Source organism: Rhizobium anhuiense (genome assembly GCF_003985145.1).
Classification (GTDB): Bacteria; Pseudomonadota; Alphaproteobacteria; order Rhizobiales; family Rhizobiaceae; genus Rhizobium; species Rhizobium anhuiense.
Genome location: NZ_ML133532.1, coordinates 108,535 through 125,050, shown reverse-complemented (window position 1 = coordinate 125,050; position 16,516 = coordinate 108,535). Strand labels below are relative to the sequence as shown.

The 16,516-nt window shown below is 62.2% G+C and carries 15 protein-coding genes; 2 read left to right on the top strand and 13 right to left on the bottom strand.

The features are described from left to right. The first annotated feature begins 44 nt into the window (after positions 1-44). Entirely contained in the window at positions 45-1,868 is a 1,824-nt protein-coding gene (gene edd, locus EEQ99_RS25105) for a phosphogluconate dehydratase (protein ID WP_047615236.1), read from the top strand. Between the two features lie 82 nt (positions 1,869-1,950). Here edd and EEQ99_RS25100 read toward each other — a convergent pair whose 3' ends face one another. The 6 genes from EEQ99_RS25100 to EEQ99_RS25075 form a co-directional block, all read right to left on the bottom strand. Beyond that, the gene (locus tag EEQ99_RS25100; protein WP_047613630.1) at positions 1,951-2,304 is read right to left on the bottom strand and encodes a hypothetical protein; all 354 of its coding nucleotides are present in this window, start codon (positions 2,302-2,304) and stop codon (positions 1,951-1,953) included. Between the two features lie 176 nt (positions 2,305-2,480). Further along, positions 2,481-3,569 (bottom strand): ABC transporter ATP-binding protein, encoded by a 1,089-nt coding sequence (locus EEQ99_RS25095; RefSeq protein WP_029868020.1) that lies wholly within the window; start codon positions 3,567-3,569, stop codon positions 2,481-2,483. A 25-nt stretch (positions 3,570-3,594) separates the two neighbouring features. Beyond that, complete coding sequence (gene bglA, locus EEQ99_RS25090) at positions 3,595-5,247, bottom strand: beta-galactosidase BglA (protein WP_127431242.1); 1,653 nt, start codon at positions 5,245-5,247, stop codon at positions 3,595-3,597. A gap of 34 nt (positions 5,248-5,281) precedes the next feature. Continuing rightward, complete coding sequence (locus EEQ99_RS25085; protein WP_063476341.1) at positions 5,282-6,445, bottom strand: carbohydrate ABC transporter permease; 1,164 nt, start codon at positions 6,443-6,445, stop codon at positions 5,282-5,284. A gap of 1 nt (position 6,446) precedes the next feature. Next, positions 6,447-7,460, bottom strand: a complete 1,014-nt coding sequence (locus EEQ99_RS25080) for a carbohydrate ABC transporter permease (protein ID WP_029868023.1) — start codon at positions 7,458-7,460, stop codon at positions 6,447-6,449. Positions 7,461-7,645: 185 nt separating this feature from the next. Then, on the bottom strand, positions 7,646-9,007 hold the full coding sequence (locus EEQ99_RS25075; protein WP_063476340.1) for an ABC transporter substrate-binding protein: 1,362 nt from the start codon (positions 9,005-9,007) through the stop codon (positions 7,646-7,648). Between the two features lie 297 nt (positions 9,008-9,304). On the opposite strand from EEQ99_RS25075, the gene EEQ99_RS25070 reads away from it, so the two are divergent. Further along, on the top strand, positions 9,305-10,330 hold the full coding sequence (locus EEQ99_RS25070) for a LacI family DNA-binding transcriptional regulator (protein ID WP_063476339.1): 1,026 nt from the start codon (positions 9,305-9,307) through the stop codon (positions 10,328-10,330). A 13-nt stretch (positions 10,331-10,343) separates the two neighbouring features. Here the strand turns inward: EEQ99_RS25070 and folD are convergent, their stop codons facing one another. The 7 genes from folD to EEQ99_RS25035 all read right to left on the bottom strand — a co-directional run bounded on the left by folD (position 10,344) and on the right by EEQ99_RS25035 (position 16,514). Continuing rightward, positions 10,344-11,243, bottom strand: a complete 900-nt coding sequence (gene folD, locus EEQ99_RS25065; RefSeq protein WP_097622993.1) for a bifunctional methylenetetrahydrofolate dehydrogenase/methenyltetrahydrofolate cyclohydrolase FolD — start codon at positions 11,241-11,243, stop codon at positions 10,344-10,346. A 119-nt stretch (positions 11,244-11,362) separates the two neighbouring features. Then, a complete protein-coding gene (locus EEQ99_RS25060; protein ID WP_063476338.1) occupies positions 11,363-13,135 on the bottom strand; it encodes a GumC domain-containing protein in 1,773 nt (590 codons plus the stop codon). Between the two features lie 213 nt (positions 13,136-13,348). Beyond that, positions 13,349-14,188 (bottom strand): WecB/TagA/CpsF family glycosyltransferase, encoded by an 840-nt coding sequence (locus tag EEQ99_RS25055; RefSeq protein WP_097595979.1) that lies wholly within the window; start codon positions 14,186-14,188, stop codon positions 13,349-13,351. A gap of 290 nt (positions 14,189-14,478) precedes the next feature. Then, on the bottom strand, positions 14,479-15,018 hold the full coding sequence (locus tag EEQ99_RS25050; RefSeq protein WP_047613623.1) for a membrane protein: 540 nt from the start codon (positions 15,016-15,018) through the stop codon (positions 14,479-14,481). Continuing rightward, a complete protein-coding gene (locus EEQ99_RS25045) occupies positions 15,018-15,383 on the bottom strand; it encodes a hypothetical protein (RefSeq protein WP_047613621.1) in 366 nt (121 codons plus the stop codon). Before EEQ99_RS25045 ends, EEQ99_RS25050 begins: the two co-directional genes overlap by 1 nt. Positions 15,384-15,505: 122 nt before the next feature. Beyond that, entirely contained in the window at positions 15,506-16,069 is a 564-nt protein-coding gene (locus tag EEQ99_RS25040; RefSeq protein ID WP_047613620.1) for a rod-binding protein, read from the bottom strand. A 31-nt stretch (positions 16,070-16,100) separates the two neighbouring features. Then, positions 16,101-16,514 carry a hypothetical protein gene (locus EEQ99_RS25035; RefSeq protein WP_127431241.1) on the bottom strand — a complete coding sequence of 138 codons (414 nt, stop codon included), beginning with the start codon at positions 16,512-16,514 and terminating at the stop codon, positions 16,101-16,103. Positions 16,515-16,516 lie beyond the last annotated feature (2 nt).

Genomic DNA, 16,516 nt, shown 5'->3' with positions numbered 1-16,516 from the left:
GCCGCCGAAACAGATAGAGACAACGAACAAGGCAGGGATATTCCATGTCCGCTCACGCACGCATTTCCGCGATCACCGATCGCATTGTCGAACGCTCGAAGCCAAGCCGCGAGCGCTACCTGGAACGCCTGCGCGCCGCCGCTTCCAAGGGTGTAGCCCGCTCCGTGCTCGGCTGCGCCAACCTTGCCCACGGCTTTGCGGTCTGTTCCCCCGCCGAGAAAGATGCGCTCGCCGGCGACCGCATCGCCAATCTCGGCATCATCACCGCCTATAACGACATGCTCTCGGCCCACCAGCCGTTCGAGACCTATCCGGCGATCATCCGCGAGGCGGCCGCCGAGGCAGGCGGCGTGGCGCAGGTGGCCGGCGGCGTGCCGGCGATGTGCGACGGCGTCACCCAGGGACAGCCGGGCATGGAGCTCTCGCTCTTCTCGCGCGACCTGATCGCCATGTCGGCGGGCGTCGGCCTGTCGCACAACATGTTCGATGCCGCCCTCTTCCTCGGCGTCTGCGACAAGATCGTGCCCGGCCTCGTCATCGCCGCCCTGTCCTTCGGGCACCTGCCGTCGATCTTCGTTCCGGCCGGTCCGATGACGACAGGCCTGCCGAACGACGAGAAGTCGCGCGTGCGCCAGCTCTTCGCCGAGGGCAAGGTCGGACGCGCCGAGCTGCTCGAGGCGGAATCGAAATCCTATCACGGCCCCGGCACCTGCACCTTCTACGGCACCGCCAATTCCAACCAGATGCTGATGGAGATCATGGGCTTCCACATGCCCGGCTCCTCCTTCATCAATCCCGGCACGCCGCTGCGCGAAGCGCTGACGCGCGAAGCCGCCAAGCGGGCGCTGGCGATCACCGCGCTCGGCAACGAATTCACCCCGGCGGGCGAGATGATCGACGAACGCTCGATCGTCAACGGCGTCGTCGGCCTGCATGCGACGGGCGGCTCGACCAACCACACGCTGCACCTCGTCGCCATGGCGCGGGCGGCCGGCATTCATCTCACCTGGCAGGACATCGCCGAGCTTTCGGAAATCGTGCCGCTGCTCGCCCGCGTCTACCCGAACGGGCTTGCCGACGTGAACCATTTCCAGGCGGCCGGCGGCATGGGCTTCCTCATCAAGGAACTCCTGAAGCACGGGCTGGTGCATGACGACGTGCGCACCGTCTTCGGCCAGGGTCTCGCAGCCTATACGGTCGATGCGCGTCTCGGCGAAAATGGCGCCGTCCTGCGCGAGCCGTCGCCTGACAAGAGCGTCGATCCCAAGGTTCTCTCCAGCATCGAAACGCCGTTCCAGGCGAATGGCGGGCTGAAGATGCTGCGCGGCAATCTCGGCAAGGCGGTGATCAAGATATCGGCCGTCAAGCCGGAGCGTCACATCATCGAAGCGCCGGCGATCATCTTCCACAGCCAGCAGGAGCTGCAGGACGCCTTCAAAGAAGGCAAGCTCAACCGCGATTTCATCGCCGTCGTGCGCTTCCAGGGCCCGAAGGCGAACGGCATGCCGGAACTGCACAAGCTGACGCCACCGCTCGGCGTGCTGCAGGACCGCGGCTTCCGCGTGGCGCTCCTGACCGACGGGCGCATGTCCGGCGCATCCGGCAAGGTGCCGGCAGCAATCCACGTCACCCCGGAAGCGGTCGACGGCGGCCCGATCGCCCGCATCCGCGAAGGCGACATCATTCGCCTGGACGCGATCAAGGGCACGCTGGAACTGCTCGTCGATGCGGCTGATTTGGCCGAGCGCGAGCCGGTGACCGTCGATCTCTCCGACAATGAATTCGGCATGGGCCGCGAGCTCTTCGCGCCGTTCCGCCGCGCCGTCGGCGCTTCGGACCAGGGTGCGAGCGTACTCTTCCACCACTGAGCGTGGCCGACCACAGACGACAAAACCCGCGGAGCGCACGAAGCACTCCGCGGGTTTTCTGTATCAGTCCCAGCGCTACCCGTCAGGCGCGAATATCGAGAACATAGTCGCGGTGCGCCGGATGGGTGCTGTAGACGAAGATCTTATTCAGCTCCTTCTGCGTCAGCAGGCGCAGGAAGCGGACCTCGATCGTATTGTTGGCATTGACCTTCATCAGCAGGCAACCGACCTTGGTGATGCGGGCATCCGGAATATCCAGATAGAACTGCTTCGGCAGGTTGAACTGGGTCAGAATCGCGAGTGTCGCGCTGCTCATCGAGATCCGGACAATGTCGCAGCGGCGAGACGCCGCGTGCATGACGCCCTTTTCCGTATATTCGATGCGCGCGGCATTCATGGTGTCCTCCATCTTGAACCGCGCCTCGCGGTCGTACATGAAGGATTCTTCCTTGCTCAGGAAATGAGATTTTGGCTGTGACGGATTGGAAGCGGCCACGTGCTTATCCCCCTCATAAATTAACGAGGAAAAGGTAGCAGCCGATCTTTAACAGAAAGTGAGAATTTGGCCCGTCTCGTACAATTCTTGGGATGACTACCCCAAAAATGGCCGCCTCATTTCCGGTAGGTATGACCGGTTGCATCAAAGAGATGCAACTTCTGCCTGTCGGCGGCAAACCGCATCCGCTGGCCCTTCTTCACATCGTAAATGCCGGGCAACTTGACGACGATCGGTTCGCCCGGGACCAGGCCTTCGATATAGAGCAGCGTCACTTCGCCGAGCGCTTCGACGATCGACACCTCGCCTTCGAAAAGGTAGTCGGCGCCGTCGGCGATCCTCAGATCCTCCGGACGAACGCCGAAGCTTGCCTGCTTGCCGGCTTCCGACGCGTCGGTCGCTACATCGAGCGTCACGGACATACCGCCGGTCAGCGTCACCGTCGTCTGGCTTCCGGTTCCGGCCACCGTCGCCGGGATGATGTTCATCGCCGGCGAGCCGATGAATTTCGCGACGAAGAGGTTGGCCGGGCGCTCATAGAGCTCCAGCGGCGCACCGACCTGTTCGATGTTGCCGGCGGAGAGTACGACGATGCGATCGGCAAGCGTCATCGCCTCGACCTGGTCGTGGGTCACGTAGATCATCGTCGTATCGGCCATCTGTTCGTTCAGGCGGGCGATCTCGATGCGGGTGGCGACACGCAGCGCGGCATCGAGGTTGGACAGCGGCTCGTCGAACAGGAAGACCTTCGGATCGCGGCAGATGGCGCGGCCGATCGCCACGCGCTGGCGCTGGCCGCCGGAAAGCGCCTTCGGCAGGCGATCGAGATATTTGGTCAGCTGCAGGCTCTCGGCCGCCGCCCGGACACGGCGGTCGATTTCCTGCTTGCTTTCGCCGGCGATCTTCATGCCGAAAGCCATGTTGTCGAAGACGGTCATGTGCGGGTAGAGCGCATAGGACTGGAACACCATGGCGATGCCGCGCTTGGAGGGCGGCACGTCATTGACGAGATGGCCGTCGATATACATCTCGCCGCCGGTGATCGCCTCAAGGCCGGCGATCATGCGCAGAAGCGTGGATTTGCCGCAGCCGGACGGACCGACGAAGACGATGAATTCGCCCTGTTTGATGTCGAGGTCGATCCCGTGGAGAACGTCCACGGAACCGTAGGATTTGCGAATATCCTTCAGCGTCAGTCCAGTCATTTTTCTCTCCCCTATGTTCGGTTCCTTAGGCCAGACGGGCGAAATACGCCCCCCAGGCCGGAATATCGATCTTGTCGCCATAGTTGTTGCTGGTAAAGCCATGGCCCGTCAATGCCTGCCATTCTCCCGCGGGTAGGGTAACGCCGGCTTCGGTCGGGCTCATGTTGAAGATGCAGAGCAGCTTCTCATTGCCGTATTCGCGCGTAAAGACCAGGGCATCGCCCTGCTGCTCCTCGAATTCGATCTCGCCCTTGGCAAAAGCCGGGTGCAGCTTGCGGAAGGCGATGAAGCGGCGATAGTGCTCCAGCACCGAAGCCTCGTCGCCCTGCTGGACGCTGACGGCGCGCAGGATATGCTCGACCGGCACCGGCAGCCAAGGCTTGACGCTGGAGAAGCCACCCTGGGCGATCTGGCTGTCCCAGACCATCGGCGTGCGGCAGCCGTCGCGGCCCTTGAATTCCGGCCAGAACTGGATGCCATAGGGGTCCTGCAGATCCTGGTAGGCAAGATCGGCCTCGGTCAGGGCCAGTTCCTCGCCCTGATAGAGGCAGACGGAACCGCGCAGCGTCATCAGCAACGAGGCATAAAGCTTGGCGAAGGCGTCGTGATCGGCAACCAGCCCGCCCCAACGGCTGACATGGCGCATGACGTCGTGATTGGAGAAGGCCCAGCAGGCCCAGCCATCTGGCGCGGCAGCTTCGAAATCCTCCATCACCTCCTCGACGCGCTCCGGCGTCAGGGGATCGGGCGCCAGGAACTCGAAGGCGTAGCACATATGCATCTTGTCGTTGCCGGAAGTGTATTCGCCGACGATCTCGAGGCCGCGCTGGCTGTCGCCGACTTCGCCGACGGCGGCAATTGCCGGGAATTCCTCGAGAACGGCGCGGAAGCGCTTCAGGAAGGCAAGGTTCTCCGGGCGGTTCTTGTCGTAGATATGCTCCTGGAAATTATAGGGATTGACCGCCGGCGCCGTCGAAGCGTTGCGGCGCTCGGGAGCGAGCGCGGGATTGTCGCGCAGTTGCGTGTCGTGGAAATAGAAATTGATGGTATCGAGGCGGAAGCCGTCGACGCCACGATTGAGCCAGAAGCGCACGACATCGAGCAGACGGTCCTGCACTTCCGGGTTATGCAGGTTCATGTCCGGCTGCGAGGTCAGGAAATTGTGCAGGTAATATTGCATGCGGGTCGGATCCCACGCCCATGCCGAGCCGCCGAAGATCGACAGCCAGTTGTTCGGCGGCGTACCGTCCGCCTTGGCGTCGGCCCAGACATACCAGTCGGCCTTGGCATTGGTCTTGCTGGAGCGGCTCTGGACGAACCAGGGATGCTGATCCGAGCTGTGGGAGATGACGAGGTCGATCATCACGCGGATGCCGAGGCGGTGGGCCTCAGCGATCATCGTGTCGAAATCCACGAGCGTCCCGAAGATCGAATCGACATTCTCGTAGTCGGAAACGTCATAACCGAAATCGCGCATCGGCGAGGTGAAGAAGGGCGAGATCCAGATCGCATCGACGCCTAGGCTTGCCACATGCGGCAAGCGGGCGGTGATGCCCTTCAGGTCGCCGATGCCGTCTCCGTTCGAATCCTGGTAGGAGCGCGGGTAGATCTGGTAGATCACCGCCCCACGCCACCAGTCCTTGTCGGGGGTCGAGATCGATTGGGAAGCCACGTTCATGGAATATCCTGTTTGAAGTCACGTTCGGGAATGGTCAGCCTCCCTTGACCGAGCCAGCCAGCAGACCGCGCACCAGGTAGCGCTGCAGCCCGAAGAAGACGAGCAGCGGCACGATGATGGTGACGAAGGCCGACGCCGTCAAAATCTCCCAATTGCCGCCGCGCGAGCCGAGCAGCGCGTTCAGGCTGCCGGTGAGCACGAGGTGGTCCTTGTCGGTGCCGAGGAAGACCATGGCGACGAGCAGGTCGTTCCACACCCACAGGAACTGGAAGATGGCGAAGGAGGCGAGTGCCGGGAAGGACAGAGGCAATACGATGCGGACGAAGATCTCGAAGTCGCTGGCGCCGTCGACGCGGGCGGATTCGATGATCTCCTTCGGCAGGCCGGCGATATAGGCCCGCAGGAGATAAATGGCGAGCGGCATGCCGAAGGCGGTGTGGGCCAGCCAGATGCCGGGATAGGTCTTCGACGGCTGGCCGAGCATGCCGCCGATCTCGTTGTAGAGGCGCAGCAGCGGGATCAGCGACATCTGCAGCGGCACGACGATGAGGCCGACGACGAGCGCAATCAGCAGGCCGCGGCCGGGAAACTCCATCCAGCTCAGGGCGTAGGCGGCAAAAGCGGCAATCAGGATCGGGATGATCGTCGCCGGAATCGTCACGGTCAGCGAGTTGATGAAGGACTGGCCGATGCCCTCGCCTGTTAGAACCGTGTTGTAGTTCTGCATGGTGAATTCCGGCGGCGCCGAGACGGATGCATAAATGCGCCGCGGGCGTTGGTCGGGCGAAAAGGCGGCGTTCTTCACATAGCGGTAGCTGCCGTCGCTGTTGATCTGCAGGGTTTCGCCGTCGCCGAGATCGGCGGTCTCGCCGGCCTTGTAGGCGGCGGGTTGCTGCACCCGGTTGCCGAAGGCCTTCACCGAGCGGCCGGTCTGGCCTTCCAGCACATTGCCTGCAATGACGTAGGCCGCACCTTCCTGCTGCTGCTGGTCCGGCGTGCCCAAGCGGACGGCGACGGTCTGCGTCGAGCCGACGAAGGCCGTCCACCAACCGGAGACGACGATCTGGTCCTTGTCGCGCAGCGCGCTGACGAAGATGCCGAGCGTCGGGATCAGCCAGATGATGACGATCACCAGAACGGCGGCGTGAACGAAGAGACGGGCGGGGCCGATCTTGAAGTAGCTTCCGGCAGCGGTCATCTCAGTGCCCCTTCAGTTCGCGATTGGCGCGGCGCACGTTCCACACCATGATCGGCGTGACGGCGAGCATGATGATGATGGCGATAACCGCACTTCGGCCGGAATCGCCGCCGCCGCGGAACATCCAGTCGAACATCAGGTTCGCCAGCACCATCGTCTGCCACTGGCCGTTGGTCATGGTCAGCACGATGTCGAAGACCTTGAGGACGAGGATGGTGATCGTCGTCCAGACGACGGCGATCGAGCCCCAGACCTGCGGCACCATGATGCGCCAGAAGATCTGCCAGCCATTGGCGCCGTCGATGACGGCGGCTTCGATCGTCTCCTCGGGGATGCCGCGCAGAGCGGCCGACAGGATGACCATGGCGAAACCGGTCTGGATCCAGATCAGGATGACCATCAGGAAGAAGTTGTTCCAGAAGGGAATGGAGATCCACACCTCGGGCGTGCCGCCGAAAGTCTGGACGATGGCGTTCAGCAGGCCGATCTGAACGTCGTTGCCGCCGCGATATTCATAGATGAATTTCCAGATGACCGAGGCGCCGACGAAGGAGATCGCCATCGGCATGAAGACGATGCTTTTCGCGATATTGCCCCACCAGATGCGATCGGTCATCACCGCGATGACGAGGCCGAAGAAGGTGCAGGCGGCCGGCACGACGGCGAGCCAGAGGATGTTGTTGAAGATCGACTGGCGGAATTCGCGGTCGCCGATCGCCCATTTGTAATTGGCGAGGCCGACGAACTGCAGACCGGCACGGTCGTAAAAGGAGAGGATGAAGGTCGCAACAACGGGATAGACGAGATAGACGATGAGCAGGAAGAGCGCCGGGCCGATGAACAACCACGGCCGGATCAGCGCGCGGCGGTTGAGATTGCGCGATGCGGCGCGGATGTCGCCATCCTTCACCGGCAGAGCGAGATCCAGAATCTTGTTCGAAAAATAGAAATAGGCCGAGCACGCGAAAACGGCGACGACCACGACGCCCAAAGCGGACACTATCTGCGACAGCATTTCGTCCCTCCCCTGCTTCCCCTGATCTTATCCCAACCGGTTTTTATGCTGACGGGTCAACGCCGGTCATGGTCAATCTCTTTGTATTGCCCAGTCACAATATATCCTGCGATGGCCGGGCTCTTTGCGAGCCCGGCCAGTCATGCAAGCCATGCCGCCGGCAAGCCGGCGGCATAATTTGAAGATTACTTGATGCCGTCCCAGGCGCTCTGGATTTCGCCAGCGGCCTCTTCGGCGGACTTGCCGCCGACGAAATCGACCATGCCCGTCCAGAAGGCGCCGGCGCCGATCTTGCCCGGCATCAGGTCGGAACCGTCGAAGCGGAAGGTGGTGGCCGAGGTCAGGATCTCGCCTTCCTTCTTCATCTGCGGATTGGCATAGGCCTCGGTGCTGACACCCTTGTACGGCGTCAGGAAGCTCGACTGCGCCATCCAGACCTCATGCGCGATCGGGGTCTTCAGGAAGTCGATGAAGGCGCGGGCCGTCTTCGAGTCCTTGGCGATCGAGACGAGCGTGCCGGCGCCGAGAACCGGCTTGCCGAGCTCGGGATGCGACGCATAGGTCGGCATGTAGAAGAAGTCGGCATCCTGGCCCAGCTTCGTGCCCTCAGGGAAGAAGGACGGGATGAACGAGGCCTGATGGTGCATGTAGCACTTCGGCGGAACGGCGAAGAGGCCCTTCGGGCTGTCGCGGAAATCGGTCGAGGCCACCGCGGCGACGCCGCCATCGACGTATTTCTCGTTCTTGGCGAACTTGCCGAATTCGTCGATCGCAGCAACGACGGCCGGATCAGTGAACTTCAGCTCGTTGGTCGTCCACTTGTCGTAGGCTTCGGGCGGCTGCATGCGCAGCATCAGGTCTTCGACCCAGTCGGTCGCCGGCCAGCCGGTGGCGCCGCCGGAACCGAGACCGATGCACCAGGGAACGCCGCCATCCTTTACGATCTGGTCGGTCAGGGCATGCAGCTCTTCCATGGTCGTCGGGATCTTGTAGCCGGCTTCCTCGAAATTCTCCGGAACATACCAGACGAGCGATTTCACGTCGGCCTTATAAGGGAAGGCGTAGAAGGCTTCCTTGCCGTCCTTGCCCTTGTAGGTGCCGTAACCGACCCAGCTGTCGCCGGCGCCGTAATTGTCCTTGATCCACTTGGAGTTGTCATCGCCGAGCGGTGTCAGGAAGCCCTTGCTGGCGAGATCGGCCAGGAGGCCAGGCTGCGGCAGAACGGCAATGTTCGGCGGCGAGCCTGCCTGCGTATCGATGACGATCTGCTGTTCGTAATTTTCGGAAGAGGAGTATTTGACATCGATGCCGGTGGCTTCGGTGAAATAGGCAAGAACGCTCTGGAAGAACGCCTCGTCCTCGCCGCGCCACGGCCCGAAGATCGTCAGCGGCTGCCCTTTCAGATCGGCATGAGCGGCCTTGAATTCGTCATAGCTCTTCCAGTTGAACTTGGAATCCTGCCCCGGCGCAAATTTCAGATCGGCTGCAGACGCAGTACCGGCAAAAAGCGCTGCCACGGCAACGCCCATCAAAAATGACTTTTTCATGTGATCAACCTCCCATCACAATCCCAACTGCGCCGAACTCCCTTAAATGGAAATTTCAAAGCGCTTTGACACCCAACTCATTTCACTTTCGGTGGAATGGAGTCAAGTCATTTCGCGAAAACCCGCCGTGAACACGCGGGATATCGCAGCGCAGCGACGCCTCTCGGGAAATATGGAGCGATTTTTCTTGAGTCAAGCGCGCCAAATGCTACATATTTGAAAGCGCTTTGAATGTCGCTGGGAGGCGGCAGGCCTTTTCAAGACGGCCGCAGGGCGGGCCCGGAGGAAGCATAACAGGTGAATCTCAAACAGCTATCGGAATTGCTGGGGCTGTCGCAGACGACGGTGAGCCGAGCGCTCAATGGTTATCCCGAGGTCAACGAGGCGACCCGGGAGCGCGTGCTCCAGGCTGTCAAGGAAACCGGATACCGGCCGAACAAGGCGGCGCAGCGGCTTGCGACCGGCAAGGCAGGCTCGATCGGCCTCGTCATGCCGACGGCGCCCGGCCACCAGTCCGACGTGCATTTCGGCGAATTCCTGGCCGGGCTCGGCGAAGAGGCCGTGCGCCACGATTTCCACTTCGTCATCATGCCGGCCGATCCGGATGACGAGGTGGGCGCGCTCCGGCGCCTGGCGATCAGCGGCAATGTCGATGCAATGTTCGTCGCCTATATGCGCGGGCACGACCCGCGGCTTGCCATGCTGAAATCGCTCTCCATGCCCTATGTCGTGCACGGCCGCTCCTTCGGTTCCGAGCCCGACTATCCCTATCTCGATATCGACAATGAAGCGGCCTTCTACGATGCGACGCGGCTGTTGCTGCAGCTCGGCCATACGCGCTTTGCGCTGATGAACGGACCGATGCATCTCGATTTCGCCATCCGCAGGAAGAACGGCGTCATATCAGCCCTTGCCGAACGCGGACTCGTGCTCGACGAGGGCAGCATGAGCCATACGCTGATGACGGACGAACAAGGCCTGCTGGCGATGGAACATTTCCTGCAATTGCCGGAGCGCCCGACGGCAATCCTCTGCTCCAGCACGGTGCTGGCGCTCGGCGCGATCCGCGCGGTCAACCAGGCGGGATTGCGGCTCGGGGAGGATATCTCGCTGATCGCCCATGACGACGTGCTGCCGCTGCTGAAACCGGAAAACTTCTCGGTGCCGCTGACGACGACACGCTCTTCGTTGCGGGCGGCGGGCGTCCGTATCGCCCAGCGGCTGATCGGCACGGTAAAGCAAGCCGGCCCCTTCCCCGACCAGGAGCTCTGGAAGACCGAACTGATCGTCAGGGCCTCGACCGGCCCTGTTCCCCAGGTTTAGAGCATCCCGAACTTCAAAACTGCGGCGGCGTCTGTCCCGCGGTACGATGAGCGGCGATGACGGTGTTGGCCATCAGCATGGCGATGGTCATCGGCCCGACACCGCCGGGAACCGGGGTGATGGTGCTGGCGACCGCCGAGACTTCCTGGAAGGCGACGTCGCCGACCAGCCGGGTCTTGCCCTCACCTCTTTCGGGTGCCGGAATACGGTTGATCCCGACGTCGATGACCGTCGCACCTGGCTTTACCCAATCGGCCCTGACCATTTCCGGCCGGCCGACGGCGGCGACCAGGATCTCGGCATTGCGGCAGACCTCGGAAAGGTTCTTCGTTCTGGAATGCGCGATCGTCACCGTCGCATTGGCGTTGAGCAGCAATTGCGCCATCGGCTTGCCGAACAGGTTGGAGCGGCCGATGACGACGGCGTTGAGGCCGGAGAGATCCTCGCCATGGGTGCGGCGGACGAAGACCATGGCACCGGCCGGCGTGCAGGAGACCAGGCCGGTCTTCAGGTCGCCGGTGGCGAGCTTGCCGGCATTGACGACGCTCAAGCCGTCGACATCCTTTTCGGGCAGGATCGACTGGATGATCGGCTCGCTGTCGAGCGGCTTCGGCAGCGGCAGCTGCACCAGGATGCCGTGGATCGAGGGATCGGCATTGAGGGTGGCGACGAGGGCTGCCAGCTCCTCCTGCCTGGTTTCGGCCGGCAGCGTGTGCTGGACGGACTTGAAGCCGCATTCCTTGGCCATGCGGCTCTTGGAGCTGACATAGGCGTGGCTTGCCGGATCGTCGCCGACGATGACGACCGCAAGGCCGGTGGTGACGCCGCTGCTCTTTTCCAGCGCTGCCGTCGCACTCTTGACCGTCTGAATTACCGATGCAGCTACGTTCTTGCCGTCGATTACTGTCGTCACACGTCTCTCCGCCCTGTTTCGCGTCAATCTATGGATAGTCGGCGAGCGTCAAATGCCCGCTAACGCCCTATCCTGTCGGAAAGCAGCAAGGCAATATCAAAAATGCAAGGAAATGTTCGTCAGCGCAGCGGCTGCCGCGCTTCGAGCGCATGAACACGAAGCCGGTCGCGCAGCCCGGAGATCTCGGAGCGCAACACCTCCATCTCGTCGACCGGTGCGGGAACGGGCGGAAGTACCGGCGGCGGCGAGGCCTGCGGCCGGGATAGCGGCATTTCCGCATGCGCGGCAGCAGCGATGGGCCGGCGCAGGCGCAGCAGGAAAGCCGCGGCAAGACCGACCGCCAGACCCATGGCAGCGCCGGCCAGCAAGCGGCCAATCCAGCCATCCCTCGCCGACACCGCTGTTGCCAGCGCCGGCTTCATCAGCGTGATATGACCGTCGGCAGCCGTTGCCGCCGATGCGGAATCCGCATCTTCCTGGCGCGAACGCGCGGCATTGGCCTTCTCGCCGAGTTCGGTCAGCCGGGAAAGATCGACGCCGGTATCCCGGCTCTGGGCGATCAGCGTGTTGCGGCGGTCATTCAGGCCCTTGCGCGCATCGACGGCGGCCTTGGCGGCGACATTGGCGGTCTGGGCAAGACGGGTCAGTTCCTTGCCCATATTCTCCTTCAGACCATCGGTTTCAGCCTGCTGCTGCAGGAGGCGCGGATGGCGCGGGCCAAGCTCGGCCGAAAGCTGGGCAAGCGCGGTTCTGGCGACGGCATATTTGTCGCGCCAGTCCTGCAGCGCCGGCGAGAGCATATCGGAGGGCAATGAACCGTCGAGCACCTCGGCAAGTTTCGCCGCCTTGAGCCGGTCGGCCTGCGCCTTGGCGGAAAGGATGTTCTGGTCGGCCTGTTTCAGATCGGCATCGAGCCCGTCGATCTGGCGGCGAAGGTCGATCGCCACCTTGACGTTGCCCTCGCCGCTCTTGGCCGTGAAGGCGGCAAGCTCCGCCTTCGCCTCGTCATAGGCCTTGCGCAAAGCGGTGTCGGTTTCGCCGTTGCCGCCGGGTCGGTCTGCTGCGGAAACCGTTTCGGCAAGCCTTGCAGCGATGCGCATGGATTTGCCGCCATCGCCTGTTGTCACCCTCAGGAGGATCGTGCCGGCGGCGGCATCGGGCAGGATCTCGACCGCATGCTTCAGTGTCGCCTCGGCGCGCGAGGCCGGATCGGCAGCCGCACCGGTCGCCGAGAGGAGATCGAGCGCAACGCCAAGCGCATTGGCGCCGGGGCCGGCAAATTCGGGATCGCGATCGAGTTTCAGGGCGGCGACCGTCGAAGCAACCATGCGCGCCGTCAGCAGCCCCTTTGCCGCGGCCTGGGTAAAGGCAGCGCGGCTTGCAGCATCTGTCTTCACCGCAAGCGTCGCTTCGGCACGGTAGAGGGTTGGCGACGCCGGCATCAGCGCCGGCAGGCCCGCTCCGACGACCGTCGGGACGGCGATCGTCATTGCAAGACCAATGCCGCTCAGACGACGGCGCGGCCTGGCCGGCCGAGGCGCTGCGGGTTCTTCACGGATAACGGCCAGCAGTTCGGGTGAGCGCACCGGCTCGCCGGCCGGAGCAGCCAGTTCCTCGTGGCGCGCCGGCTCCTCGGAAAGCAGATGGCCGACATCATTGGCGGCCCGGAGGCGGTTGCCGAGGATGGTTTCGATGCGGTCGACCAGCGGTGCTGCGTGCGCCGCCATGGCGCGCTGCTCTTCCAGCGCGCGGCCGATGGCGCGCAGCAGTTCGGCCTCGGGCGGCGCGATACCGGCCCGCTTCGATCGGGGCGATCGATACGAATCGTCATGGGCACGCGGCTCAGCGGCTGCGCGATCGTGAAAACTGCTTCTGGCCCTGATATCGTACATTTGCGCCACATCTCATGCACATGATGGCCGGCTTCGTTCATCCGCACGGAGGCCGATGATTAAACCAATCTAAATATTCATGGCAAAGAAATGGTTAACCGCAGCGTGTAAAAAACTGGGGTCAGCTAAAGCGCTTCGCGTCTTTCAGATTCGCTTCCTGCGCTTTAGCTCTTGGTTTTTAGGCAAAACCGCGGCCCTTTGGCGCGACGCGCTCTAGCTCGCTTTCTTATGCTCCGACCGCGGCTGCAGCGCGGTGCCGTGCTCTTCCGGGTAGCTGAGGATCCTTTCGCGCCGGCGGAAGCGGTAGCGCAGGACATGGAAGAGGAAGACCGGGATGCCGATGACGTAACGGCGCCAGAGGCGCGTCGGCTCCTGCAGCAGGCGATAGGCCCATTCCAGGCGCATCATCCTCACCGTCCTCGGCGCACGCGGGACGGCGCCGGAAACGAAGTCGAAGAGAGCGCCCACCGTCAGCACCAGGCGCGCATGATCGGCGCGGATATTGTCGTGGACCCATTTCTCCTGCAGCGGCGTTCCCATGCCGACGATCAGGATATCGACTTTCTGGCGCTCCAGCTCCTCGGTGACGACGGAGGAATCGACCTTATCGAAATAACCGTCGGAAATGACGACGAATTCATGCCAGGGCGTATGCCTGCGGAAATTTTCCGCCGCCGCCTCGACGACCGAGCGCGTGCCGCCGATCAGACCGATGCGGCGCGGGGCCTCCATGAAGGTGAGGAAGGCCGGCACGAAATCGGTGCCGTTCAGATTGGCGGGAAATGGCGCGCCATGGGCGATCTGCGATGCGATGTTGAGACCGATGCCGTCCGGCAGCACCAGATTATGCGACATGATCCGGTAATATTCGTCGTCGCGCAGCGCCGTCAGCATGTTGTGGGCGTTGACGAAGCAAACCACGGTCTGGCCGACGGGAATGGAGGCCAGCTCGTTGATGAAAACAAGGGCGTCGTCCCAGCCGAGATCGCAGACCGGCAGATCGAAAATCGTCCGCCGCGATGCGAGCACCGCGAAGTTTGCAATCAGATTCATTCCTACCTCCTGCCGAGGGTGCTGCATGCGCCCGACATCCCGGAAAACAAGCCCATATTTCCGCACCGGAGGTCTCGAAAGAACCGGTCGCGTGACGCCGGGACGGCGTCACCCCGATCCCGGAAGGCGGCGCAAGCCAAGCTGTGAGACCTGATATAACAGGATGGTTTCAAACAACCCTTAGGAAAATTCCTTGAATTTCAATGCTCGCATAAGTGGTTTATTAACCATGGGCGCCAACGAAAAAAGGCGCCCTGTGGCGCCGTTTGTCGTCGATGATCGGATGTCGCCTAATGCGCAGGAGGCGCCGGCGTTTCGCCGGCCGGTGCGGTCTCGACGATCTTGACGGGTGTGCCCACCTTCTTCGGCTGGCCGGCGGAGCTTTCCTTGACATCTTCCTTGGAGAGATAGTCGAGCTGCTCCAGCATCACTTCGGCGACGTATTCGCCACCCAGGCGCTCGTTCATGCCCTTCTTGATCTCTTCGCGGAAGGCCTTCGGATCGAAGGATTTGATGTGGGCGATATCGACCATCTTGTTGCCGACGAGCAGGCTGAAAAGCTCATCCGTCGTCATCTCGGACAGCGGCAGCGTCACGCCCTTCAGCATCTCCTTGTTCATCATGAACGAAACGCGGCCGAGGAAGTAGCCGGTGACTGCGCCGTTGCCGATGATCGGTACCGTGATCGTTTCGCCCTTCACCAGTTCGAGCGCGCTCTGCTTGGAATCGGTTGCCGCAGGCGCCGGCGCGGTCGCCAGGTACACCGAGAAATAGACCGATGCCAAGGTGATGGCGCAAACCCAGACACCGGTGAGGACGAGCTTGATCATCAGTTTCCACGCATGGCGAATTGTTCCTGGGAATAGGTGCCGTCGGCATCGGCATCCTGAACGGCGTTCTTCAGGAGGTCGGCGACGGCACGCACCGCTTCGAGATGCGCCTCGACGCGGCGGGCATTGAGAACCAGCTTCTTCTTCAAGCCATGCAGCTGATCGAGATGGGCAGCGGCAAGCTCGGCCGGATCGGTATCGCGGAAAAGCATCGACAGCTCGTAGAGGCAGCGGCTCTTATGCGCATTGGAGACCTTGAGATCGAATTGCGGATCGCTGCCGATCCGGGTGTTCTCATTGTCGATTATCATTTCGAGGCGTCCGAGAACGGATTTGATCCTGTATTCGTTCGAAACTATTTCCATTGTACCCTCGGTTATGCGTCGCTTAGAGCATGGCGCCGAAAAGTGTGCGCGGTTTTCGGACGACACCATGCTCTGACTTTAATTGAGAACAGGATTCAGATTTCAGGCCAACGGGCCTAAAATCATCCTGTTCGATCGGTCTTGGCTTCGGCGGTCGGTGTGCCAAAGGTCTTACGCTGGAAGTCGTCGATCATGCTGATCGCGGTGTTGCGGTCATCGTTGTCGGTCGAGGCATTGACGATCTTGCCTTCCTGCCGGCGCAGTTGTTCGCTGTACATCTGCTTGGCGATGCCGATGCCGTCACCCTTGGCCATGGTGTTGCCGAGCTGCTCGGCCATCATGCCTTTCCAGATATCGCCGGTCGCGCCCTTGCCGTAGACGTCTTCGCTTTCGCTCGGCAACATGGACTTGACGAAATTCTGCAGAACCATGGCCTCGAACTTCCGGTAGCTTTCCGGAACTTCCTCGGCCTTGGTGCGGTTCTGGATGTCGGCGAGGCCGCTCTTCTGGCCGATATGATCGAGAACATCGACCGTATTGGAGAAGCCCTTGCCGTTTTCGGCGAGGCTCGTTGCGGCAAAGGCCGCACGATTTGCCTTCAATTTTTCCTGGGCCGCCTGAACCTCCATGGGGTCGGCAGCTTTGACAACGTCCAGGACCAGATCACTGGGGGGCGAAATAGCCACGTTAGAATCCTCTGAATTAAGATCGTAACGACTATGGTTTTTGAAGCTTGCTGGAGGCTGGCGTTGCGAATTGCTGATCGATGATATCGTAGACGGCATTGTCGTCGGCCTCGCGGCGCTCGGCCTCGAGGGCTTCCTTCATGCCCTCTTCGAAACGATCGCCCTTGGCGCGCTCGCGCGCCAGCCGCATCTCGTGGACCTCCTGCATGCCGGTCAGTTGCTTGTCCTTGATGGTGAGCCTGCCGAATCGATCGGCGTAGCTCTGCGAGAAGGCGTGGTGGACCGGGTCCATCGAGCCGAGCGCGAGGATGACGTCGTCCATCGCCGCATTGACCTCGACGCGCTGGCGGCTGGTTTCGGCCAGGTCGTTCTCGGCTACCCGTTCGATATGCCGCTGCACCGAGAGCAGTCGCTTGAGTTTCTGGGAGCGCGTCTTTTCGGTCATCG

Coding starts and splice junctions, on each gene's coding strand:
- edd (WP_047615236.1), top strand. CDS start 45: ATGTCCGCTCACGCACGCATTTCCGCGATCACCGATCGCATTGTCGAA.
- EEQ99_RS25100 (WP_047613630.1), bottom strand. CDS start 2,304: ATGTACGACCGCGAGGCGCGGTTCAAGATGGAGGACACCATGAATGCC.
- EEQ99_RS25095 (WP_029868020.1), bottom strand. CDS start 3,569: ATGACTGGACTGACGCTGAAGGATATTCGCAAATCCTACGGTTCCGTG.
- bglA (WP_127431242.1), bottom strand. CDS start 5,247: ATGAACGTGGCTTCCCAATCGATCTCGACCCCCGACAAGGACTGGTGG.
- EEQ99_RS25085 (WP_063476341.1), bottom strand. CDS start 6,445: ATGACCGCTGCCGGAAGCTACTTCAAGATCGGCCCCGCCCGTCTCTTC.
- EEQ99_RS25080 (WP_029868023.1), bottom strand. CDS start 7,460: ATGCTGTCGCAGATAGTGTCCGCTTTGGGCGTCGTGGTCGTCGCCGTT.
- EEQ99_RS25075 (WP_063476340.1), bottom strand. CDS start 9,007: ATGAAAAAGTCATTTTTGATGGGCGTTGCCGTGGCAGCGCTTTTTGCC.
- EEQ99_RS25060 (WP_063476338.1), bottom strand. CDS start 13,135: ATGTACGATATCAGGGCCAGAAGCAGTTTTCACGATCGCGCAGCCGCT.
- EEQ99_RS25055 (WP_097595979.1), bottom strand. CDS start 14,188: ATGAATCTGATTGCAAACTTCGCGGTGCTCGCATCGCGGCGGACGATT.
- EEQ99_RS25050 (WP_047613623.1), bottom strand. CDS start 15,018: ATGATCAAGCTCGTCCTCACCGGTGTCTGGGTTTGCGCCATCACCTTG.
- EEQ99_RS25045 (WP_047613621.1), bottom strand. CDS start 15,383: ATGGAAATAGTTTCGAACGAATACAGGATCAAATCCGTTCTCGGACGC.
- EEQ99_RS25035 (WP_127431241.1), bottom strand. CDS start 16,514: ATGACCGAAAAGACGCGCTCCCAGAAACTCAAGCGACTGCTCTCGGTG.